The sequence below is a fragment of the Flavobacterium sp. GW821-FHT11G01 genome (assembly GCF_058808175.1).
Genome location: NZ_JBXARK010000002.1, coordinates 280,609 through 305,974, shown reverse-complemented (window position 1 = coordinate 305,974; position 25,366 = coordinate 280,609). Strand labels below are relative to the sequence as shown.

The 25,366-nt window shown below is 34.9% G+C and carries 15 protein-coding genes; all 15 read right to left on the bottom strand.

What is annotated here, in order from left to right; all coding sequences use genetic code 11:
• Positions 1-23 precede the first annotated feature (23 nt).
• The 15 genes from AC1RRN_RS05135 to AC1RRN_RS05065 all read right to left on the bottom strand — a co-directional run bounded on the left by AC1RRN_RS05135 (position 24) and on the right by AC1RRN_RS05065 (position 25,263).
• A complete protein-coding gene (locus tag AC1RRN_RS05135; RefSeq protein WP_492966272.1) occupies positions 24-1,937 on the bottom strand; it encodes a sialate O-acetylesterase in 1,914 nt (637 codons plus the stop codon).
• Between the two features lie 199 nt (positions 1,938-2,136).
• A complete protein-coding gene (locus AC1RRN_RS05130; protein ID WP_492966271.1) occupies positions 2,137-4,068 on the bottom strand; it encodes a RagB/SusD family nutrient uptake outer membrane protein in 1,932 nt (643 codons plus the stop codon).
• Positions 4,069-4,080: 12 nt separating this feature from the next.
• Positions 4,081-7,173 carry a SusC/RagA family TonB-linked outer membrane protein gene (locus AC1RRN_RS05125; RefSeq protein ID WP_492966270.1) on the bottom strand — a complete coding sequence of 1,031 codons (3,093 nt, stop codon included), beginning with the start codon at positions 7,171-7,173 and terminating at the stop codon, positions 4,081-4,083.
• 604 nt (positions 7,174-7,777) lie between these two features.
• Complete coding sequence (gene fsa / locus AC1RRN_RS05120) at positions 7,778-8,434, bottom strand: fructose-6-phosphate aldolase (RefSeq protein WP_194656965.1); 657 nt, start codon at positions 8,432-8,434, stop codon at positions 7,778-7,780.
• Positions 8,435-8,774: 340 nt separating this feature from the next.
• Complete coding sequence (gene xylA / locus AC1RRN_RS05115) at positions 8,775-10,100, bottom strand: xylose isomerase (protein WP_492966269.1); 1,326 nt, start codon at positions 10,098-10,100, stop codon at positions 8,775-8,777.
• 8 nt (positions 10,101-10,108) lie between these two features.
• Complete coding sequence (locus AC1RRN_RS05110) at positions 10,109-11,593, bottom strand: xylulokinase (protein WP_492966268.1); 1,485 nt, start codon at positions 11,591-11,593, stop codon at positions 10,109-10,111.
• Positions 11,594-11,596: 3 nt separating this feature from the next.
• Positions 11,597-12,607, bottom strand: a complete 1,011-nt coding sequence (locus tag AC1RRN_RS05105) for a GntR family transcriptional regulator (RefSeq protein ID WP_492966267.1) — start codon at positions 12,605-12,607, stop codon at positions 11,597-11,599.
• Between the two features lie 173 nt (positions 12,608-12,780).
• Positions 12,781-13,809: a glycoside hydrolase family 43 protein gene (locus AC1RRN_RS05100; protein ID WP_492966266.1), complete on the bottom strand. Its 1,029-nt coding sequence runs from the start codon at positions 13,807-13,809 to the stop codon at positions 12,781-12,783.
• Between the two features lie 34 nt (positions 13,810-13,843).
• Positions 13,844-15,277 (bottom strand): MFS transporter, encoded by a 1,434-nt coding sequence (locus AC1RRN_RS05095; RefSeq protein WP_492966265.1) that lies wholly within the window; start codon positions 15,275-15,277, stop codon positions 13,844-13,846.
• Between the two features lie 190 nt (positions 15,278-15,467).
• The gene (locus AC1RRN_RS05090; RefSeq protein WP_492966264.1) at positions 15,468-16,604 is read right to left on the bottom strand and encodes an endo-1,4-beta-xylanase; all 1,137 of its coding nucleotides are present in this window, start codon (positions 16,602-16,604) and stop codon (positions 15,468-15,470) included.
• Positions 16,605-16,759: 155 nt separating this feature from the next.
• On the bottom strand, positions 16,760-19,630 hold the full coding sequence (locus AC1RRN_RS05085) for a glycosyl hydrolase 115 family protein (RefSeq protein WP_492966263.1): 2,871 nt from the start codon (positions 19,628-19,630) through the stop codon (positions 16,760-16,762).
• A 172-nt stretch (positions 19,631-19,802) separates the two neighbouring features.
• Positions 19,803-20,975 carry a mannonate dehydratase gene (gene uxuA / locus AC1RRN_RS05080; RefSeq protein ID WP_492966629.1) on the bottom strand — a complete coding sequence of 391 codons (1,173 nt, stop codon included), beginning with the start codon at positions 20,973-20,975 and terminating at the stop codon, positions 19,803-19,805.
• A gap of 114 nt (positions 20,976-21,089) precedes the next feature.
• Entirely contained in the window at positions 21,090-21,827 is a 738-nt protein-coding gene (locus tag AC1RRN_RS05075) for an SDR family NAD(P)-dependent oxidoreductase (protein ID WP_492966262.1), read from the bottom strand.
• An 18-nt stretch (positions 21,828-21,845) separates the two neighbouring features.
• A complete protein-coding gene (locus tag AC1RRN_RS05070; protein ID WP_492966261.1) occupies positions 21,846-23,942 on the bottom strand; it encodes an alpha-glucuronidase family glycosyl hydrolase in 2,097 nt (698 codons plus the stop codon).
• Between the two features lie 235 nt (positions 23,943-24,177).
• Positions 24,178-25,263 carry a LacI family DNA-binding transcriptional regulator gene (locus AC1RRN_RS05065; RefSeq protein WP_492966260.1) on the bottom strand — a complete coding sequence of 362 codons (1,086 nt, stop codon included), beginning with the start codon at positions 25,261-25,263 and terminating at the stop codon, positions 24,178-24,180.
• Between the last annotated feature and the right edge of the window lie 103 nt (positions 25,264-25,366).

Here is a 25,366-nt window from a genome sequence, read left to right as displayed (position 1 = left end):
GCTTCTAATTGATTATTAGTTTCTTATAAACTTCCTTCAAAAGGAGAAGCCGGCAAATTTTCTTTATTATATAAATTAGCCTGATCCGGATTATCTGCCCATGCATATCGAACCTTGATTGGGTTTATAACAGTTTCATTTGAAACGATAATTTTATCACCTTCAATTACGGCATTGGCCCAAACAAATTTCCCATCTTTTCCTGCAATTTCAAATGCTTTAAGAGGCTGATTATTTTTAGCTATTAAACCTGTTCCGATATCTGTAAAACTTAAAACAAGTTTATCTCCTTTTTGTTCCATCGATTTAAAAAGTGGTCCCGAAGCAACAAGATTTTTTTCTCCATAAACCATTTTTCTTGCCAATAAAGAAAGCCTTTTTCCAACATCATATTTGTTTAATGGATGAATATCATTCCATTCTCCAACATCGATTGTTACTGCCATTCCCGTATTCTCAACAGCTAATATATTTTTTTGTTGTTGTCTTAAAGCAGCCCAGTTACTTTCACCCGGTTCTGTTTTTGGCATCATAAAATTAGTAAGCTGCACATATAAAAACGGAAAAGCACCTTGCTTCCACTCTGTTCTCCAATTCGTAATTAAAGTTTCCATTAAAGCCGAATATTCTTCCGGTTTTTTAGTACTCGATTCGCCCTGATACCAAAGTACCCCTTTTATGCCATAATTTTTCAACGGCGCAATCATCGCATTATACAAGCCGACAGGTTTCCATCTGATAAAAGTCTGTGGCGGCAATGGTAACATTTTTACTCCTAATTTATATTTCCATGCACCTTTCAGATCAATAACTTCATTACCCAAAATCAATTCGTATGGTTTATCTTCCACAAATCCGCCTCTTCCTGAATTATTAATAACACGAATGGCAATTTCATTTTTCCCTTCTTTTAAAAACTTTGCATCAAAAGGATAAATTCTTGGTGGATACATATAAGATGTTGTACCTACAAAATGTCCGTTTACATAAACCGAATCAGCATCAACAATTCTTCCTAAAATAAGTTTTGCCGTGCTTTCTTTTAAATTTGAAACTGTAAATTCTTTTCGGAACCAAACTACACCATTCATATTTCCTAATTCATTATCGGCCCAATATCCCGGAATATTCATGCTTTTCCAATCAGTATCTTCTAATTCAGGATTTGACCATTTATTCTTTAAACCTTCATCGTCTTTATTTATCGTCGAATACCAGGTTGAACTGATTTTTTTGTCACTTTCTTCAATTTGAATACCTAAAGTTCCGTCTTTAAATTTCTGGTATTCCTTATCATATTCCGGAAACTTTTTAACTGCTTCGGCACTGATCCAGCATTCTGCAGGCGAACCACCTAATGCGCTATTAATTAAACCAATCGGAATTTTATATTTTTGATATATTTCATCAGCAAAAACATAAGCAATAGCCGAGAATTTTAAAACATTTTCGGGATTTGCCAAAAGCCATTCTCCTGCAGAAAGATCTGTGTTTTCTTTTGCAAAATCGTATTGATCGGGCACTAAAAATTGTCTGATGTTTGCATTATCAGCCTTTGCAATTACCTCTTTGTATTTATCCTTAACGCGTTCCATTGGAAGTTCCATATTGGATTGTCCGGAACAAAGCCACACATCACCAATCAGAATATTTTTCAGGACAATTGTATTGCTGGCAGACAAAGTCATTTCATATGGTCCGCCGGCTTTTTGAGATGGTAACACAATCGTCCAGTTTCCATCTTTTGCAGCTGTCGTTTTAAACTTTTTTTGATTGAAGTTAATTTCGATCTTTTCACCTGCCGATGCCCAACCCCAAATTTTCAGTGGAATATCACGCTGCAAAACCATTCCATCGCTAATTAAGCGTGGAAGTTTTATCTGAGCAAAAATGCTACTGTAAACAAACAAGGCAATAATGATTACTATTCTCTTCATTTTTACTTTTTTATTTTTAAGAATCAACGATCAATTTATGGCAAAAAGCCGAAAGGACTAACACTCTCGGCTTTTTTTAGAAACAAACTTATATTTCTGTTATACTCATTCTGTAAAAATAACACTTATAACTACTGCTTACACTTTACTAACTAACTAAACTTTTAAGCTTAATAAGTTTGTTTCCATATTTAATTAATTAATAACCCGGATTTTGATAAACTGCTTTTTCTTCAGCAGTCATGATCATGGCATCAAATTGAACTTGAGGAATCGGGCGTAGATAGTGATATGGTTTAATATCTCTGGCTACAGTAAGTGGCGTGTGATTTCCGTATGCCGGACCGCAAATTTGGTATGAACTTGAAAGTTCTGTCCATTTTTGAGTACGTAGTAAATCGTACCAACGATATCCTTCACCATAATATTCACGAGAGCGTTCTGCCAGAATATAATTAATATCAATAATTGCAGGTGTTGCTGCAGTCATTGCGGCACTATTATCTGCTGATTTTGCTACATTCCCATTATTGTCAAATCTCCATTTTCCAGCACGGGCACGTAAAACATTTACCAATTCTCTTGCACTTTTTCCGCCTTGAGGAGCTGCTCCCATTACTGCCGCTTCAGCAGCAATTAAATATAATTCTGATAATTTTGCAATATTATAAGGACGCGTGCTGGCTCCGTTTGGAGATCCAAGTCCGGTTCCATTGTCTGTACGATAAGTACCCAATTTCCATAAACCTGGATATATAATTCTGCTTATACCACTTGGAGCAATAACAAAATCAGATCTTCCAGTTAATACTCCGGCACCAACAGCTCCTCCTTCAGGTCCGTTTCCTGCCGCATAAACAATCGATGGATTTTCATTGTTTAAGAAAGAAAGTATTGCACCTCCCGGAGCAACTGGTAAATTATTTGCATTATTTAATGTTGGGGTTGTAATACCAGCTTTATTCCAGTTTCCACGATATACTGTTGTAAATGTACCATCGTAACGAGAATCGTTTGTTTTATCTGCAAATGTATTTACGATTGCACCAATAGTTGGGCACATACGAATAAATGGACGTCCTAAATGTTGCTCTGCTTCACGTTGCACAGAACTTATACCTGAACTTCTAAGAACAGTATAATTTGGAGTCATCATCCAAACTGCAAAATTTTCAGGTGCAGCACCATTCGAAAATGTCAAGCTGCTCGCATTATAAAATTCGCTTTTTTCAGTATGATCTGCATATAATAAAATTTCACTGTTGCGATCGTTACTTCCTAAGTTTACGTCATAATAAGTAGGTTGTAGTGCAAATGAACCGTGAGAATCAATTCCGGCTGCTGCTACGTCATAAGCTTTTTGAAAATACCATGCAGCGTCATGTCCGTCTGGGTCAACACGAGTACTTTCAGGATAAGTTGGAATATTGTTTGGATTTTTTAACCACCATGCATAAGTTAAATACGCTTTTGCTAAAAAAAGTCTGGCAGCAGTTTTAGTTACTCCACCTTTAACTCTTCCAACATCTGGCAAATCATTTACCGCTGTTACTAAATCAGGAAAAACAGCCTTGGTATAAACTTGTGGCACTGTATTTCTAACTGAAAATCTTGACGGACTTGTGTTGAATTTAAGTTCTCCAGCACCCAAATCCAATGGCACTCCACCAAAAGTTTGAACTAATAAGAAATAATCAAATGCACGAAAGAATCTGGCTTCTGCAATCATTGCATTTGAAATAGTTCCAATTGCCTGAGCATTTTCAATAATACCACTTGCCGTATTAATGTTGATAAATGCCGGTTGCCACAAAGCGTCAGTACGGCTTGAAGAAGGAGTAATTGATCCCACTCCTGAAAGATCCATATCTTTGAAGTTGGCATCTGCACTTTGCGCATACGTTGCCTCATCAGTTCCGGTTTCGGTTGTATTGTAATAATAACCTTGTCCATAAATATAGCGCAAGTGCGCATACATTGATGTTAATCCTCCCACAACCCCTTTTTCAGTTTTAAAATATTCGGGGGTGTAAATACTGCGAGGCTCTTCTTCTAAAACATTAGAACAGGCTCCCAGGAACAGCGTTATCAATGCTGTTACCATAAAAGTTTTTATTTGTATAGGTTTCATCGTTATCTTTTTTTAAAATGTTAAATTAAGGCCAAGCAAGACAGTACGCGTTGAAGGCGAGTTAGTTCCTAATGTCAGCAAACGTCTTTTATAAAAATCAGTTACTGCTGCATTTTCGTTACCATAGGAGTTAGTTTCCGGATCCATACCAGTTTCTTTATGGTAAGGTGAATAGATTACGAATGGATTTTGTATTGTGCAGTAAAGACGAAATCTGTCAACCCCTAAATCTTTAATAAACTTTTCGGTAATGTTATACCCAAGAGTGATCGTACGAATTTTAACATAAGAGGCATCGAAATATCCTAAAGTAGATCCGTATTTTGGATTGTCATTACTCATAACTCCACCAGGTCTTGGATATTTTGCATCTGTATTTTCTGGTGTCCAGTAGTCCACTTTTACGTTTCCTCTACGTCCGCTTAACATATTAAGGTAACCTGATGAAGAGTAAAGCGTACTGATCAAAACTCCACCACTCTGGAAAGCACCTACCACACTAAGATCTAAATTTTTATAGGCAACACGAGTGTTGAAACCACCTTGAAAATCTGGATTTACATCTATTATTTGTCTGTCTGCAGGTCCTATTTGTCTTGTTGGTGATCCATCTGGATTGAAATCTCCGGTATATTTAACTTTAATCATACCTACATTTCCTCCTGGCTCATATTTAGTAAGATTAGCATCTCCTTCTTGCCAAAGTCCTATTTTCTCATAATCAAAGATTACATCAATTGGGTGCCCTACAAACCACCAGTTGTTTTCATCTCTGCTTTGTCCTGAAGAAAGTGCAACCAATTTGTTTTTATTAGAGTAATAATTTACACCAACATCCCAGGACCAACCATTTGGATTGTCGAATATTGTTCCGTTAAGCGTTAATTCATACCCTTTATTTTGAGTTTGTCCAATGTTTGCCGTATAGCTACCAACACCAGCTGTTGGAGGTAAGCCTACATCCAGAAGAATATCTTTTGTATCTGTTACATAATATTCCGCTGTACCCGTTAAACGATTTCTAAATAAGGCAAAATCAACTCCGTAGTTCATTGTCGTAGAATATTCCCAACCTAATTCAGGATTAGGTAATTTAGACACATAGTATCCTGTTGTATTCGTATCTCCAAAATTGTATGGTCTTGAAGCTAAAAGTCCAAGTGTAGAATAAGGGGCAACTGCCTGGTTAGAAGTTTCTCCATAACCTGCACGTAATTTTAATTGATCCAGCCAATTAACGTTTTGCATGAAAGATTCATTTTTAACATTCCATCCAGCTGATACAGCAGGATAAGTATGCCATTGATGTCCTTCTGCAAGTCTTGAAGAGGCATCTGATCGAACAGTTGCTGTAATCATATAGCGATTGTCATAAGAATACATTGCACGTGCCATGTAAGAGATCAATCCGCTTTTATAATAATCCTGATTGTCCGGATTAATCGAAATTTCACCTGCTGCTCTACCTAAGTTATAAAATTGAAAAGAATCTGAAGGAACGTCCTTTGCATTAACTTGTGATCTGTTATAACTGGTTTGTTCTGAAGAGAACATAGCAACCGCATTTACCTGATGTTTTCCAAAATTGCGATCGTAAGAAAGTAAGTTTTGAATTGCCCAGTTTGTATTAAGAGTGTTAACGATTTGAGCCGTTGAAACTGTTGTTGGGTTGATACTAAATACTCCCTCTCCTGTATATTGACCTCCACTAGTAGAACGGAAATTTCCACCTAAATCGATATGATATTTTAAACCTTGTACACCAGGTATTTTTAACTCAGCATATAAAGTGTTATAAGAACTATAGGCCTTTGTCTGGTCGATCCATTTATCTCCTAAATTTTCTACCGTTTCTCTTGTATACACCCAGTTTTCATCTAATGGCATTTTAACTGTTCTTTTCAAAGAGCCATCTGGATTATATGGATTAGCAATTGGCGTCGTACTTAAAGTATTGTATAAACTTAAATTACCGCCGTTTGTAACAGAGTAATTATTATTTGTAGTAAAACCAAATTTGAAATATTTCCCTACTGCCTGATCTACAGCTCCTCGCAAAGTTAATCGGCTGTAATCCTGTCCAGGTACTACTGCTTCTTCTTTGTAATAACTTGCACCGAAATTATAGTTACCGCTTTCAGTACCATTTGTTACACCTATATCATGATTGGTTACTATACCAGATCTAAACATTAAGTTTTGCCAATCAGTATTTACGTTATTAGATTCATCTACACCATTTGAATAAAGTGGAGCAGTTGTACCCGGAAGAGTCGCTATTTTACGTAAAGCCACAAATTCTGCTCCATCCATCATTGGGAATTTGGCAAAAATATTTTTCAAACCGCTATAAGTATTGTAAGTAAAGGTAGCTTTCTGTCCTTTTTGACCTTTATTGGTTGAGATCAAAATGACACCATTGGCACCACGAGATCCGTAGATTGCAGTTGCCGAAGCATCTTTTAAGATTTCAATACTTTTGATATTGTCCGGACTAATATCACCAATAGATCCTGCAAAAGGAATTCCATCTAATACTACTAACGGATTGTTATCTGCTGTTAACGAACGCGTACCTCTGATACGAATTTGCATTTCAGCACCTGGCTTGGATGAGGTTTGTGTCATCTGAACTCCCGCTAAACGTCCTTGTAAAGCCTGCGTGATATTAGCTGATGGCACTTCGCGTACTACATCTCCTTTAATGGAAGCAACAGAACCTGTCACTGCTTCTTTTCGTTGTGTACCGTAACCAATAACCACAACTTCTTGCAGTGCATTAGAATTTTCTTCTAATACTACGTTTAATTTATTTTTACCTGCAACAGGTACTTCTTTTGTTGTTAAACCTAAAAAACTGAATACCAAAACTCCATTAGAAGGAACATTTGATATTGTATAATTCCCATCAAAACCTGTAGCAACACTAGTTTTGGTACCTTTAATAGTAACATTTGCTCCCGGAATAGGTCCAAGGGCGTCAGAAACAACTCCAGTAACTGTTGTCTGAGCGTTTGCACTCAAAGAAAACAGAAACATCAGGGATAAAAACCCCAAGCACTTTAGGAGCTTTGATTTGCTTTTAATTGTAAAAAAATTGGTCATAAAAATTGATTTAGATAATTAATAGTAATTGGTTGAGTTAGTTTTTTTATTACATAAATACTGAAGGTATTTGGACTCCATTATTTAGGCATGTTGGATCACTTTTTTAATATTCATTTAACAAATATAAATAAAAATCTAAAACACACAATCGGTTGCGTAATATTTTTTTATTTATATCTAAAAAAATATAGAATTAAAATAAGATTACTATAATTTTATAATTAAAAGTTTGCTTAAACGACAATAAACAGACTGATAAAAGCAAAATTTTGATTGTAAATTAATCGATTTAAAAAAATAGGTAAGAAAATGATAAATAAGCGTAGAACTGCATATTTAAAAGAATTTATGTCTAAAAGTAACTAGATATAATTTTCTTATATAGTATTTATAATACATTTCTTATTGCTAACACACTCATTTTTTACGAATTAAGATTGAAGCAATAAAGTATTTTGATTCATTTCTGTTTTGAAATATATTATTACACAATCGCTTGTTTTAAAATAAAAAAACTCCTCACTAAAAGTTAAGGAGTTCTTAAAAAACAAAAGTGGTTTATTCTAAAATAGTCTCAATTAACTACTTGTACATTTTCTAATTAAAGTTGCATCTTTTTAGCATCTTCAATAAATTGATTCAAGCCAATATCTGTCAAAGGATGTTTCAATAATCCTTTAATAGAAGATAATGGTCCGGTCATTACATCAGATCCTACTTTGGCACAATTCACTACGTGCATTGTATGTCTTATCGAAGCTGAAAGTATCTGAGTATTGAAAGCATAATTATCATAAATTTCTCTGATTTCTGAAATCAAATGCATTCCGTCTGTTGAAATATCGTCCAGTCTTCCTAAAAATGGAGAAACGTAAGTTGCTCCTGCTTTTGCAGCTAATAAAGCTTGTCCCGGCGAGAAAACTAAAGTAACATTCGTTCTGATTCCTTTATCTGAAAAATATTTACATGCTTTGATTCCGTCAGCAATCATTGGCAGTTTTACTACGATTTGCTCGTGCAAGGCAGCAAGCTCCTCTCCTTCTCTGATCATTCCGTCAAAGTCTGTTGAAATAACTTCTGCAGAAACATCGCCATCTACAATATTACAGATCGCAAGATAATGCTTCAAAATATTGTCTTTTCCTGTAATTCCTTCTTTAGCCATTAAGGACGGATTTGTAGTAACACCGTCTAAAACACCAAGTGCCTGGGCTTCTTTAATATCTTCTAAATTTGCTGTGTCAATAAAAAATTTCATTGGTTTTTGGTTTAAGTTTATTTTTGATTAAGTAATAGTCCTGTATTCCAACCCAATAAAAATGAATTAGAACCAAGTAACATGATTTGAAATTTGAATAAAACAGTGAAAGAAAATCACTGCGAAGACAATTTGAAAAACTATCTGTTTTGAATAAGAAATTAATGATATGGCCGTTGACCTCTTCAACATCAACGACCATAATTACTAAATAATTCACTGAATTCTCCCCGGCAAATACACTAACCTAAATATTTGCCAGAGATAAAAAAACTACAAAAAACAATCTTGATTTCGGCTTTAATTTTATAGCCGAAAATTATTTTCTCTCTTCAATCAATTAAATATATTGATTGATGATATTTTCGAACAATTCCTGTTTACCGCTTTGTAAATTCAATTCACCATTTTCCTGGGCAATTTTATACAAATCAGTCAAACTTAATTTTCCTTCTTCAAAAGCTTTTCCGTTTCCAGAATCGAAAGAACTATAACGTTCTGTTCTTAGTTTATCATAAGGAGAAGATGTAATAATTTTGTCAGCCGTCAATAATGCTCTGGCAAAAGTATCGGCTCCACCAATGTGAGCTAAGAATACATCTTCCATATCGGTAGAGTTTCTTCTAATTTTGGCATCAAAATTAACTCCTCCACCTTGTAATCCGCCAGCTTTTAAGAAAACCAACATTGCTTCTGTAACTTCCTGGATGTTATTTGGGAATTGATCGGTATCCCATCCGTTTTGGTAATCACCTCTATTGGCATCTAAACTTCCTAACATTCCAGCTTTGGCAGCTACTTCCATTTCGTGTTGAAAAGTGTGTTGAGCTAAGGTAGCGTGATTCACCTCGATGTTCATCTTGAAATCTTTCTCTAAACCGTATTTATGCAAAAATCCAATAGCTGTAGCCGAGTCAAAATCATATTGATGTTTCATTGGTTCCATAGGTTTTGGCTCAATGAAGAAATTTCCTTTGAATCCTTGTGCTCTTGCATAATCTCTTGCCTGAGCCAGGAATTGTCCCATATGATCCAGTTCTCTTCCCATATCTGTGTTCAGCAAAGTCATATAACCTTCACGACCTCCCCAGAATACATAGTTTTCTCCTCCTAAAGCAATCGTAGCATCCAATGCCAATTTTATTTGACCTCCGGCTCTTGCTAATACATTAAAATCTGGATTAGTAGCGGCACCGTTCATATATCTTGGATTAGAAAAACAGTTTGCAGTTCCCCAAAGTAATTTCACTCCGGAAGCGGCTTGTTTTTCTTTCAAATATTCTGTAATGGTAGCCAATCTGCTTTCTGATTCTGCAAAAGTAGCTCCTTCATTAACCAAGTCATAATCGTGAAAACAGTAATAGTCAAATCCCATTTTGGTAATGAATTCGAATGCTGCATCTGCTTTTTCTTTTGCGGCAGCGATAGCATCTGTAGGCTGATCCCAAGGAAAATGTTGCGTTCCTGGTCCGAATGGATCTGAACCCTGACCACAGAAAGTATGCCAGTAAGCGATCGCAAATCTAAAGTGCTCACGCATTGTTTTTCCCGCTACAACCTGGTCTGGATTGTAATATTTAAAGGCTAAAGGATTATCTGATTCTTTGCCTTCGAATTTAATTTGACCAATACCTTTATAGTATTCTTTATTTCCTAAAACTATCATTTGTTCTTTTATTTATTTGTTAATATTAATTCTAATTCTTGTTTCCATTTTTGATACGCCTTTTCATAAGGCTCTTTGTTGTGCAGTGGTAAAAACGTCATTACATGATCATTGTCACTAACATTAGCTCCAAATTTGCTGTAATCACCATCTTTTAAACCCACCGCTCTCGCTGCACCAACGGCTCCAGTTGTATTGTAAATTTCAATTTCGTGTCCAATTAACGTAGCCACTGTATTTGAGAAAATTTCAGAACGGAATAAATTATCATTTCCAGCTCTAATAACATTAATTGTAGCATTGTCCTCTTTTAAACATTCCATTCCGTAGACAAATGAAAAAGCAATTCCTTCAAGAGAGGCTCTGAATAAATGGGCACTATGGTGAATATTTAAATTGAGGTTTAAAAAGTGAGTTCCGATGTTTTTATTGTTAAACATACGCTCAGCGCCATTTCCAAACGGAATTACCACAACGCCATCAGAACCTATAGCGATTTTCGAAGCTTTTCTATTCATCGATTCGTAGGTTTCATCGCCCATATTATTACGCAGCCAGCGGTACTGAATTCCCGCGCCATTTATGTTCAATAATTTACCAATTCGAGGCGTTTGCACTTCATAATTAACGTGTACAAAATTGTTAACCCTGTTCGTTTTATTTCCTGCAGACATTTCGCTTACAGCATAAAAAACTCCTGAAGTTCCACCTGTAGCTGCCACTTCACCCGGATTTAAAACATTTAATGCCAAAGCATTATTAGGCTGATCTCCTGCTCTGTACACCACCGGAATTCCAACAGGAAGTCCTGATTCTTTTGATGCTTTTTCGTTTAAAGTTCCCTGATTGGTAAAATTTTCAACAATATCCGGAGTCAAAGACTGATCGATTCCGTAATAATCCAATAACCAGTTAGCTACCTTATTTTCTTTATAATCCCAAAGCATTCCTTCAGACAAACCATTTTTGGTAGTCGTTACTTTTCCGGTCAGTTTGTAAGCAATATAATCGCCAGGCAACATGTATTTATAAACCTTACTATAAATTTCAGGTTCATTTTCTTTAACCCATTTTAATTTTGAAGCGGTGAAATTTCCGGGAGAATTCAATAAATGTTCTGAACATTTTTCAGGACCTATTTCGGCGTAAGCCTTATTTCCAATTTCAACTGCGCGGCTGTCGCACCAAATAATAGCATTACGCAACGGGTTGCATTCAGCATCCAAAATAACCAATCCGTGCATTTGATAGGAAATACCAACGCCCTGAATTTTTGAAGCCTCAATATTAGCTTCGCGAATAGCTCTTTTAGTAGCTGTACAAATGTGTTGCCACCAAATCTCAGGGTTCTGCTCAGCCCAATCAGAGTGTAGCGAAACAATCTCCATTTCGTTTTGCGGCTCATTCAAAACAATTATTTTTTTGCCTGTTTCAGCTTCTACAATAGCAACTTTTACAGACGAGCTTCCGATATCATATCCTATATAATACATAACTTATAATGATTCTCTTAAAATTAAATTTGTTGGTATATAACACTGCACAACTTCATCATGCGTGATAAATGCCGCAGCTTTGGTTCCTAGTTCTTTAAAATCAGTCGATACAACTGAAATTCCTTTGTATATAAATTTCTTCATTGGCGTTTCATTGTAAGATAAAAAACCAACATCTTCTCCAGGTTCTAAATCCTTCTCTTTGCATTGTTCCAAAAAATGCCCTAATATCCTGTCACTTATACTGATGTAAGCAATTCCTTTTTCAATGTTGAACTTTTTTGCATCTGTAATGATTTCATTTTTAAAGTCAAAATCAGCACAAAATTTCTTGAAAAATGCTACGGTTTCTTTGGGATGATTCGTATAATCCGGATAAATAAAATGAATGCTTTTATACTTTTTAAACAAATCAACGGCCTCTTTCAGTGCGTTATAAAATGATTTTCCAAAATCCTGAAAAATATAATTATTCTCTTTTTTTGAATGAATATTCCAATCAATCAAAAGCAATTTATCATTCGAAATTGCTGATAATGTTGACGCCACTTCCTTGTCGTCAAAATTCATCACCACATATTTGTAATACTTCCCAACACTATTATTTATGATCGTTTTAAAAACATCAATATTATAATGGTGAAATTGTACATCGGTAATCACATTGTCAGGTAAATTATTCACAAACGAATGATATAAAACTTCTTTATATGCCTTGAAAGTGTCTAATACCAAAAGCACTTTTCTGGTTTCACCCGAAACATAATATCCTTTATTTGGCACAGAATCAATTACATTCTGCTCTTTTAAAATTGAATACGCCTTAAAAACAGTATCTCGCGACAACTGATTTTCTTTACAGATCGCATTTACAGACGGAAGCAAATCTCCTTTTTGCAAAATATTCTCTGCAATAGCATTGTTTATTCCGTTTACCAATTGTTGGTATTTCGGAATATCACTGTCGTGATTAATTACAAATACAAATTTTTCCTGTTCTTCGTTTAACATACTGTTCCGTTCTGTTCTGGTATGCTAAAGTAGATAATCGGATTTTATAAAAAAAATATTTTAACATTGAAATTGTTATTTTTTTATAAATCCGATTTTCTCTCTTTAATATGGTTTTATTAAAAAATTTCCATAAACAACCGGTTGTGGTTTTCTGAAAATTTTTTTAAGGTTTATTTTTCTTTTCTATCATAAGGATCAATCGTAACAATCGAACCGTCAGCATTGTATTCAATTTTAGTCACTTTGATCGATCTCAAATGCGTTACCCCTTTTGACAAACTAGAATCATGATAAAACAAATACCATTCGTTTTCAATCTCACAAATAGAATGATGCGAAGTCCATCCAATTACCGGGTTCAGAATTCTTCCTTTATAAGTAAAAGGACCATATGGGTTATCTCCTATTGCATAACAAATAAAATGTGTATCTCCGGTTGAATACGAGAAATAATATTTTTCGTTGTATTTATGTACCCACGAAGCTTCAAAAAAACGACGATCATTATCGCCCGCTAATAAAACTGCGCCATTTTCATCCAGAATTTTGATTTCTTTTGGCTCTTCAGCAAATTCTTTCATGTCATCAGACAATAAAGCCACAATTGGTCCTAATGCCGATTCGTTTGAAGAAGGCTCTTCATTTGATTCATCGTATTTATTGTTTCGATATTTTTGAAGCTGGCCTCCCCAAATACCACCAAAATACATATAATATTTTCCGTCTTTGTCTTCAAAAACAGCAGGATCAATAGTATAACTTCCTTTAATCGCTTCCGGTTCCGGTTTAAAAGGACCAGTTGGCGAATCGCTGATCGCAACTCCAATCTGGAAAATTCCGTTGGCACGTTTGGCCGGAAAGTATAAATAGTATTTTCCGTTTTTGCACGCAGCATCAGGCGCCCACATTTGTCTTTCTGCCCATGGTACTTCATCTACGTGTAAAGCAAGACCATTATCTACCGCTTCAGCATTTACATTTTCCATCGAAATGACGTGATAATCTTCCATTCCAAAATGATCTCCATTATCATTAAAAGGAATTCCGGCATCAATATCATGCGAAGGATAAATATATATTTTTCCGTTAAAAACGTGTGCTGATGGATCAGCAGTATACATGTGATTTACTAATGGATTCGAGATTGCTCGTTTATCTAACTCTAAAAAGTCAATATTTTCAATACTATCTTCAGGCATGTTTTTTCAAGTTTTTTTTTAATTTTTAAATAAGCTAGGCTCTTCTTTCTTTTAAATCCGATTCAATCTGGATTTCCATTTTCTTGTCGATTTTGTAGAAAAACAATAATCCAACACCAATCAGAAAAGGAATTGCAGGAAAGACGCTAACCAAAAGTTTTATTCCGTTTATCGCTACTTCGCTCTGTGCCGCTGCATTTGGAACGTAATCAAAGTGTCCTAATAACGAAGTCGTTAAAGCTCCTCCAATACTCAAACCGGCTTTTAAACCCACCATCATAGCTGAAAATATAATTGCAGTTGCACGACGGTTATTTAACCATTCTGAGTAATCAGCCACATCTGCAATCATAGCCCACAGAATCGGAATTGTAATCCCGTAGAAAAATCCGTGCAGAATTTGAGAGACAAAAATCAGACTGATTGATTTTGAAGAAAAGAAGTAAAAAGCCAAAATAAATAAGGTTGAAACAAACAAAAAGGAAGCAAAAATGTTTCGTTTACCATATTTATCTGCTAATCTTTTTGATAAAGTGATTCCGACGATCATGAAAATAATACCTCCGGCATTAAACAATCCAAAACCGGCCGCAATAGGATCATTCCCAAACTGATTCAATCCAATTCCGGCTAAACCATCTAATATTGGCTGAATAAAAATAGCCAGCTGTTGTTTGTCTACATAATTTTCAAAATAATAAACATACGAACCGCCTTTCATCGCTAATGTAATAAAGACTAAAGTCGTCAACGCTAACATGATGACCCAGGGTTTATTTTTCATTAAATCAGTTAAATCTTCTTTAACGCTTGATTTTTGTTCCGGTTTTGGAACGATACGTTCTTTAGTCGTGAAAAAAGTAATCAAAAGCATTATAGTACCGATAATAGCCAAAACGGTCATTACTTTTTCAATACCAATTGCTTTATCACCATTTCCTGCACTCTTTATAATTCCGAGCATAAAAACCTGCACAAAAAACTGCGCAAACATTACCGCAACAAAACGATAAGAAGACAAACTGTTGCGTTCGCCCATATCTCCTGTAATTACACCACTTAAGGCAGAATATGGCAGATTGTTACTGGCATAAAACAATAACAAAAAAGTATAGGTAACAACGGCGTAAATTACTTTACCGTGATAGGCAAAATTAGGTGTGGTAAAAGCTAACAAAGCAATAACTCCCAATGGTACCGCTGTCCATAAAATCCAGGGTCTGAATTTCCCCCATTTAGTACTGGTTCTGTCGGCCAGAACTCCAATAATAGGATTAAAAATAAACGCTGCAATCAAACCGACAACCAACATTATAATAGAAGAATCTGTAGGCGATAATCCGTAGATGTCAGTATAAAAATAAGCCAGATAAGTCATCAGAGTCTGAAAGACTAGATTTGCCGCAAGATCGCCTAAGCTGTATCCAATTTTTTCTTTTATGGATAGTTTTTGAGAATTAAAATTCATTATTTGTTTGTGGTTATTTTGGTTAATTTTATAATCAAAGTTGAATTAAATTTGATTATTTAGTTAGCTCTTGTACTGATTTCAAAAGGCTTTTACTTAAGCAATCGGTTGTGTAAAATTAGCAAAAAAAACATACCATGCAAATTTACTTTACTTTATTGCAATTATTTTTCAAAAACAACCTGTTGCACTAATCCTTAAATCCTTTGTCAATGCCCTTATTCTTTTGATTCTTTAGTTGCATTACATTATCATATGCTTTTTTCGGCTGAAGCTGTGCATCAAATAATAATGGATAATTCGTACGCCCTTTTATTGGCCAGTCATTTAACCACGATTGTCCATCGTAAACTCCCCAGAAAGTTACACGACTAATTTTGTCTTTATGTTTTAAAAATAATTTAAAGATGTCTTCATAACGTTTTGCCAGTTGAGTCTGAATGGCATCCGGAAGTTTTTCAGGATACGGATTCATTTTAGCACTTCCTTCAAAATTCTGATTTACATCTGCTCCCTGCAAGTCCCAAGGATTTGGCAACACAGTTATGTCTAATTCTGTAAAAGCAACTTTTAAACCCAAAGCAGAATAAGCCAAAATACTTTCTTCAATTTCTTGTAACGAAGGACTTTCTAATCGCCAATGCGCCTGAATTCCCACTCCGTCAACCTTACCGCCATTCGCTTTTATTTTTTTGATTAACTCAATTGTACCTTGTCTTTTGGCAGGTGCTTCATTATTATAATCATTATAATACAAATCGACTTTCGGATCTGCAGCGGCAGCTAATTTAAAAGCGTCAGTAAGATATTGTTCTCCAAGCGTATTCAAAAAAACGGACTTTCTTAATGTTCCATCTTCGTTTAGCGCTTCATTCACAACATCCCAGGAACCAATTCTTCCTTTGTATTTTGAAACAATCGTCGTAATATGATCTTTCATGAAAGCTTTCATTTCTGTGCTGTCTTTGATTTTCTCCATCCAGGGCGCTAACTGACTATGCCAAATCAACGTATGGCCGTGAATAAACATTTTGTTCTTTTCGCCATATGCTACAAACTTATCTGACATTGCAAAATCATATTTGTCTTTTTGCGGATGAACAAACATTGATTTCATAATATTCTCAGCCGTAATCGCATTAAATTCTTTACGAATCAATGCATCTTGTTTTGCATCTTTCGTTTCAATTTGACTGGCACTTAAAGCGGTTCCGATATAAAAATCTTTTTTATATGCGTCTTTCAGTGAACTGACTTTTTTTTGCGCCGTACAATTTACAAACAGCAATGTGGTTATTGCGAGTAAACAGGGTTTAATTAGTTTCATTTTTTTTGGTTTAAATAGTTAATCGTTTTTTATTCGTTTCGTTTTGTCATTTCGACGTAAGGAGAAATCACACTAGAAGCCCATACAGAATGTCACCAATCTTTGCCGAATCCCAAGTGTGATTCCTCGTTCCTCGGAATGACAAACTTTGCGCATTACTTCTTTCTAAAACTCTCCGGCGGACCTAAATACGATTCTAAAATCTTTCCGGACTCCGTTTCAATTACAATTTTTTGAAGCACTAAAGCAGGATCAATTCCGTAAAATTTCAAAGTATGATTTCCGGTTTTTTCGATCGTATGCGATGAGGTTATGATTTTAATATTATCAGCTACAGCCTTATTCCATGTTTTATCCGAATCTTTTTCATTAAAATTGATGATTTGCGTTTTTTCATCATCAATAGCAATTCCATATTTTAAGCCATCACGAGTAGAAAAATTTATGGTTGGCGAAAAATAAGTGTGTACTTTTATTTCTCCTTTACTAAAAAAATACACATCATATTCTAATCTTGGCGACTTTTCAGAAATTTCAATTAGCTGAACATTTGAAGGTTTTAAAGTAACTCCGGATTCGGTTTTCCCAATATTCGGAATAGTCGTCCATTTCATCTCTGAATTAATGGCGTTCGAATAATTTTCAGCTTCAATCGATACAAAACCATTATTTTCAACAAAACCTTTTATTTCCTTTAAATCAATGTTTTTAGTGTTTATAATTACAGTGAAATTTTGATTATTTGCCGAAATTGTAAACTGACTTTTTGTATCGCCTTTCGGAGCTTTTTTCCAGTCAATACTCACCAATATTCTTTCTTCAGAATTGATTTTTCCTTTGGATTTTGAAATCTTAATCCAATTATCTTTAGATGTTATTTTGAATTCAAAAGGAATATTTCCTCTGTTGAATATATCTACAAAATAAGATTGGTTTTCAGCCGAATTATATGTCGGCAAAACAATTTCTGCATTACTATTCGGCCACCAATTTTCAGAACCTTCAATAGCAATTCCTGCTTCTGGTTTATTTAACAATTCAATAATTTTCGTTTTCGGAATTATATTGTTTTTCGGCTCTTGCCACGAAGTATAACCTATATGTGTTTGCGCCATCATATGATTCCATTTGCCATTTGCCATTTTGGTATGATAATAATTCGTCAGCAAACTATCTTTCCCGAATAATTTTTTCACTTCATCAGCATATCGATTTGCAGAACCTCTTCCCTGACTGGCATACAACTGATTTTTAGCCGTTGCAACGTACAATTCATTTAGATTTGAACTTGCCAAAACAGGAAATAAAACCAACTGATAAAAAGCATCTTTGTATTCCGGTTTTAATTTTATATTGATTGCATTGGCTTTATCAACCAGTTTTTTATAATCAGATAAAACGGTATCTGCCTCATTATAATTTGTAATGCTATAGGTTTTCTCATTTAGCAATTCTGGTTTTCTTCTTGAATTGTATTTGGTGTACAATTTTATGATTTCAGCAATTTCATTCGAATTTTGATCACCAAAATTTTTCTTCGCCCACTGCACATAATATTGATCTAAATCCCCAGCATTCCATTTCTCCGGATTCCATGCTAAATCAAGGAAAAATTCCGTTGGAAATTCCATTGGTTTGATATCGCCCACATTGACAATCCAAATTTTATCAACGCCATATTGGTACGCTAAATCCATTTGTTCCCAGGTTCTCTCTATTTGATTCGTGTTAATCCATTTGTAATTTCGGGGTCCGCCTACGTAATCAAAATGGTAATAAATACCGTAACCACCTTTTCTTGGTTTGGCGTTTAACTCCGGTAATTTCCTGATATTTCCCCAATTGTCATCACACAGTAAAAGCGTAATATCATCCGGAACACGCATTCCTTTGTCGTAATAATCCTGAACTTCTTTATAAAGTGCCCACATTTGAGGCGTTTCTTCAATTGGTTTTTTAGTTGTTTCTGCAATGATTTCTCTCTGCGTTTTTACAATATTTTCAAGAAGATCAATCGCCGTTCCCTGGGTCATTGGTTCATCACCATCGCCTCTCATTCCTACTGTTACAATGGTTTCTGCATTTCCCATCCTTTTCATTCCTTCTTTCCAAAACGAAATCAGGTTTTCAGAGTTCGTACTAAAATCCCATTTTCCTTTCCCTAAATTAGCCCATTCAGCATGCGCTCTTGTTAACGGTTCATGATGCGAAGTTCCCATCACAATTCCGTATTCATCGGCTAAAACAGCGTTTTGAGGATCATTTACATAAAACATTCTTCCCCACATCGACGGCCACAAATAATTGCCTTTCATTCTCAGAATTAATTCAAAAACCTTGTCGTAAAATTTCGCATTAAATCCGCCATAAGTATCAAATGCCCAGCCGGATAAAGCCGGAGCTTCATCATTTATAAAGATTCCACGGTATTTTACTTTTGGTTCTCCGTTAGAATGAATTCCGGATAAAATATGCAATTCAGTTTGCTTTTTCACCGGAACATCCGCCCAAAAATACCAGGGTGAAATTCCAATTTGATTGGATAAATCATACATTCCGTAAATCGTTCCTCTTTTATCTGAACCCGCAATAACCAACGCTTTTTTAATGCCGCCTGAAGGATTGTCGATAATTTGTGTGGTGAATTTTTCCCATTTTCCTTTCAATTGACTTGCATCAATTTTTCCATCACGAACCAATTGATCTATGATTTCGCTTTTTCCGATTGTACCAATAATAACAACATAATCAGTAGCTTCTGAAATATTATTGATTTTTTTTGGATGCAAATCTGTAACTTTAAAAAGATCATTTTCTAAATGTCCAGCAACTCTTAAAACTCCTGGAAAATCATTTTGACTAGTTAAAATCGAAGCAATTTTTCCTTTTGATGTTAATGGAAAATTTTGAGTAGAAGCTTTGTTTACTACATATTTTTCTCCGTTTATTGCAAACGATTTTGTGCTAATTCCGAAAAGAAAAAGCATTGAGATTATGGGCAATAAATGAGATTTTAGTAAACGCATGGTAAATTAATTATTAATATCAAACACATAGAAACATAGCCAATGAAGCTCAAAAAAGAGCGTTTCACTCTGCATTAATACACATAGCTATGTGTTGATAATATATTATCTTAAAATAATCTTTTTTTTAAATTTCAAATCTATGTTTCTATGTGTTAAACTCTTCAACGCATTAGTTTATAGATTGACTCAGCTTATAAGCAATTCCAATTTCCAAACCTCTTAATTCAGCAAGACCTTTTAATCTTCCTACTAAAGAATAACCCGGATAGGTTTCTGTTTTTTCATCCACATCATGCAAAAAACCATGATCTGGTCGCATTGGTAAACTCACTTTTCTTTTATTCATTAATAAAAGTAGTTTTTCAACTATGACTTCCATTTTTGTATCGCCTTCTAAATGGGCCGATTCCCTAAAAATAGTTTCGCTTTCGCGGAAGGTGTTTCGAAGATGTAAAAAGTGAATTCTATCTCCGAAATCATCGATAATTTGCTCCAGATTATTTTTTGGATCGGCTCCCAATGAACCTGTGCAATAACACAATCCGTTTGCATTGGAAGGAACGGCTTCAAAAATGGTTTTGATATCTTTTTCAGTGGAAACAATTCGGGGCAAACCTAAAACCGAAAATGGCGGATCGTCAGGATGTATTGCTAATTTTGAACCACATTCATCTGCAACCGGAATTACTTCTGATAAAAAATAAATCAGGTTTTCTCTTAATTTATTGTTGTCAATTTCAGCATAATTGTCTAAAAGTGAAAGAATTTGTTCTGCCGTAAAATTGATTTTACTGCCCGGTAATCCTAACAAAACATTTTTAAAAAGTAATGCTTTTTCGTCTTCAGAAAGTTTATCTCCGAATTCCAGTGCATTTGTTTTTTCTTCCTCCGAATAATCATTTTCAGCATTGGGTCTTTTCAATAAAAAAACATCAAAATAAGTAAAAGCAAGCTGATTGTATAACAAGGCTTTACTTCCGTCTTCATTGATAAAATTATGGTTTGTTCGAACCCAGTCCAGAATCGGCATAAAATTATAGGTGATGGTTTTAATCCCACAATCAGCCAGATTTTTTAAACTGATTTTATAATTTTCAATGTATTGCAAATAATTTCCCGAAGCACGTTTTATTTCTTCATGAACCGGTAAACTTTCGACAACAGACCATTCTAATCCGGCTTCTCTGATGATTTGTTGTCTTTCTTTAATCTCTTCAATTGTCCAGACTTCTCCCACCGGAATTTGATGCAAAGCCGTTACAATTCCGGTTGCTCCGGCCTGTTTAATATCTCTTAAAGTAACATTATCCTGAGGGCCAAACCAACGCATGGTTTGTTGCATTTTTATCATACTTCTTTTTTTTTTGCCGCGAAGGCGCTAAGTCACAAAGTTTTTCTCTTCAAAGTTTTTAAAATGAAACTTTGTGACTTAGCGCCTTCGTGGCATTTTTCACAATTAAAAACCAATACTGTTTCCGCCATCAACTGGCAAAACGGTTCCGGTTGTATATTTTGATTCGCTTAAAGCGAAATAATAAACGGCATCTGCAATGTCCGAAGGTTCTCCTAAGAATCCCATTGGTGTTCTTCCGAGTACTTTATTTTTTCTTTCCGGATCATTATCAAGCGCCGTCGAAGACATTTTTGTTTTAATAAATCCCGGAGCGATGCAATTTACACGAACTCCGAACGGAGCCAATTCTACTGCCATTGCTCTGGTCATCGATTCAATCGCGCCTTTACTAGCTGAATACGCAATTACCTTCGGAATACCATATTGCGATGCCATCGAACTGATGTTGATAATGCTTCCTGTTCCATTTTCTTTCATGTTTTTTACAACAGCTTTGCTTACTGCAAAAACACTTAAAAGATTGGTATGAATTACAGATAAAAAATCTTCATCTGTAACGTCTAAAAACTCTTTTTTAAGATTGATTCCCGCGTTATTTACTAAAATATCAATCGGATTTTCTTTGATTAAATTCTCAATCATAGCCGGAATTCCTGCAAGATCATTTAGATCATAAATAACCGGAATTGCATTGGATCCGATTTCTTTACACGCTTCTTCTGTTTTCTCTTTTGATCTTCCAATTATATAGGTTTTGATTCCGTTATCACATAATTTCTTTGCTGTTGCAAAACCTAAACCCGAATTTCCTCCGGTTACAATTGCTGTCTTTGTGCTCATATTTTTTAATTTGAATATTTAATTTCCCGGTGCAAAAGGGAATTTTAATGATTGAAAATAGTCTAAAGACTGTGTTGGTTTCTCTACTCCAACTGGTAATTCTTTACCCGAATATTGTTGAAAATAAAGTAAACACGCATCTCTCCACCATTTTGCTTCTTTATATTGAATTTCTAATAACATTTGTACTTCTTTGAAACGTTCTGCATCAACAAATTTCTCTGTTTTATTCCAAATATTCTGCATGTCTTTTACCTGATTTACGCCTTCCTGATATTTTAACGCCAAACCATTCCAAAGTGTTTGTCCATTTTTCAATTTATAATCCCAGGAAACATGATGAAACCATAATAAATCTTTCTCCGGACAGGTTTCTAAATTATCAAAAATTTTCTCCACTTCAGCAGCATATTGTGCTGTGGCATTTGTTCCGGTTTTCGAACGGTCAAAACCAATTCCGTTTTTATCTGCTTTATGATAATATACCGGATTCCATTCTGGTCGCGATAAATTAGAAACCCACGGACCCGGACCGTAATGATGGCCGGTATCCATAATATGATGCAAACCAAGTGGCGTCATATAATTCACAACTGCTTCACGCGATTCTATCATCATCTTTTTAACGGGATTGATGAAATTTTCATCGTTAGAAAAAGTACATTTCAGCCATTCATCGGCAATAACTTCTGAATCTAAATCCGGATTCCATGCCAGTCTTCCAAAGCCGTACCAATTCGCCTGCGCAAAAGGATGTCCGGTCCAGTTTAAATCATTCCCTATGTTCGAAACTCCGGCAATTCCAGTTAGTTTTGTTTTAGTTAAACTACCATCAATAACTTTTGCAACCGTTGTACCTTTTCCTTTTTGATACGTATCCGATTCTAAAACTTCCTGAAATAATTTTGGGAGAAAAACCAAATGTGTACTAAAGCCTAAGTATTCCTGTGTGATTTGAAATTCCATCATTAAAGGTGTTTTTGGCATTGCACCAAACATCGGATGAAAAGGTTCACGAGGCTGAAAATCAATTGCACCGTTTTTTACCTGAACGATTACATTGTCTTTGAATTTTCCATCATAAGGCACAAATTCGGCGTAAGCTTGTTTTGCTCTGTCATTGGCATCATGTTCTGAATATACAAAAGCACGCCACATAATTACACCTCCAAAAGGTGCAACAGCATCAGCCAGCATATTAGCTCCGTCGACATGATCTCTTCCATAATTTTGAGGACCAGGCTGACCTTCTGAATTTGCTTTTACCAGAAATCCTCCAAAATCCGGGATTCTTTTATAAATTTCTTTGGCTTTATTTTTCCACCAATTGGATACATCTGCATCTTTTGGATCAGCTGTTTTTAAGCCTCCAATTTCAATTGGAGCCGAAAAACGCGCTGTTAAATAAACTTTTATTCCGTAAGGTCTGAACACATTAGCCAAAGCTTCGACTTTTTCTAAATATTGAGGTGTTAAGATTAACGCGTTCGCATTTACATTAGTCAAAACCGTTCCGTTAATTCCGATTGACGCATTTGCTCTGGCATAATCAATGTAACGCTGATCGATAAAATCAGGCAGTTTTTGCCAGTTCCATAAAGAGAAACCTGCATAACCACGTTCTACAGTGCGGTCTAAATTATCCCAATGATTTAAAATTCTGATATTTGTTTTTGGCGAATCAATTATAGTAAGACTTTTAATGGTTTTATTAGTTTGAATCAATCGTAAAAAACTATAAACACCATATAAAACGCCAACATCTTTTTTACCGGTAATGACAATCTGATTTTTATTTTTTATTGAAATCGATTTAATGATAAAACCTTCATCATTGATCTGATCAAAATTTCCTATTTCTTTTTGAATTTCTGAACTTAGTAATTCTTTAGAACCAATAATGATATTTTTATCTCCCTCAATTTTGGATTCAATGCTGATTGTTTTTCCAAACATTTCACTTAATCCAACTTCTAATTCTTTTGAAGCAATTTTTGAAGTTTCTGAATTCCCTAAAGAAACGATTCCCTGAACATCAGACAAATATTTTGAAACCAATTCAGCATTTGTTTTCTTATCATATTGAAGCCATAATTTATAATCTTTCTGGGCCATTGTTTTAAATGAAAACAAAAGCAGAAAAATGGGAAGTATAAATAAATGTTTCTTTGAATGTCGCATCAGCTATTTTTTGATTGATTAAATTTAAAACGTTGCAATCGGTTGCGTAAAAATATAGTATTGTGTTTTAAGAAAAAAATTTTGGCGCAAAATTTTTCACACAACACCAATTGTTTTGTTAAAAAAAGGCAATGACTGACAGGAAAATTCTCAATTATAGTAAAAGAAATTATTTTCCTCTGTTAGAAGAAGCACGAACTAAAACTTCGGTATTTAAAAAAGTGACCTCCGTAATATTATCTTTTTTGGGAGCTTCCGGACTCTTTTTGGCCGACTTTAAATGGTTCAATATTTTCTTAGCCGATGTCTGTCCCATCTTGACTGCAGGATGCGAAATAGTAGTTAAACCAGGATCAATAATAGAAGCAATTGGATCGTCATTAAAACCAATTATCGCAATATCTTCAGGGATTTTCAAACCTCGTTTTTTAGCAATTTGAATAGCGCCAACCGCTGCCGTATCATTCACCACAAAAATCCCATCCGGCGGATTTGGCAAATCATATAAAGTCGTACTTGCCATTTCTCCTTCTTCATAAGTTAAAGTTGTTTCAATAATAAGATCCTCATCAATAGTTAGATTAGCTTCCAGCAAAGCATCTACATAACCTCTTTTTCGTTCGCTATAGGTATTTCGGTATTGCGAACCCGTAATATGTGCAATTCTTGTACAACCCTGCTCGATCAAATGTTTTGTTGCTTTATAACCGGCAGAATAATTGTCGATCATAACACGATACGTATTAAAATCTTTAGGCACCCTGTCTACAAACACCAACGGAATATTTTTATCTATAAACTTCTGAAAATGATCGGTATCCCTTGTAGCCATTGCCAATGAACAAATAATACCACAAACGCGGCTGTCATAAAGTGCTTTTGATAAATTGACCTCATCTTCATAAGAATCATGACTTTGCGTAATCATAACGCTATAACCTGCTTTTTGGGCAATTTCTTCAATACCGCTGATAAGCGAGGAAATAAAAGGTCGGTTAATTCTCGATACTAAAACGCCAATTATCCTGGTCGAATTGCCACGTAATCCAGCCGCTAAAATATTGGGACGAAAACCCATTTCTTCAGCCACTTTTTTTACTTTTTTTATAGTTTTATCACTAATTGTATGATGATCTTTTAAAGCGCGTGAAATGGTCGAAGTTGCAAGATTCATTCTCTCAGCAATATCATAAATGGTAACATCTTTACTTTCTTCCATAAAAATATAATAAATAAAACAATGGGAATTTTTCATTTTAAATCAATACTAAAATTTGCATAAATACATATGCACCGTATTTCTGAAAAATAAATTCCTGATAATTTTTCGGTAAAATTAAATTATTTTTTCTTTCTTT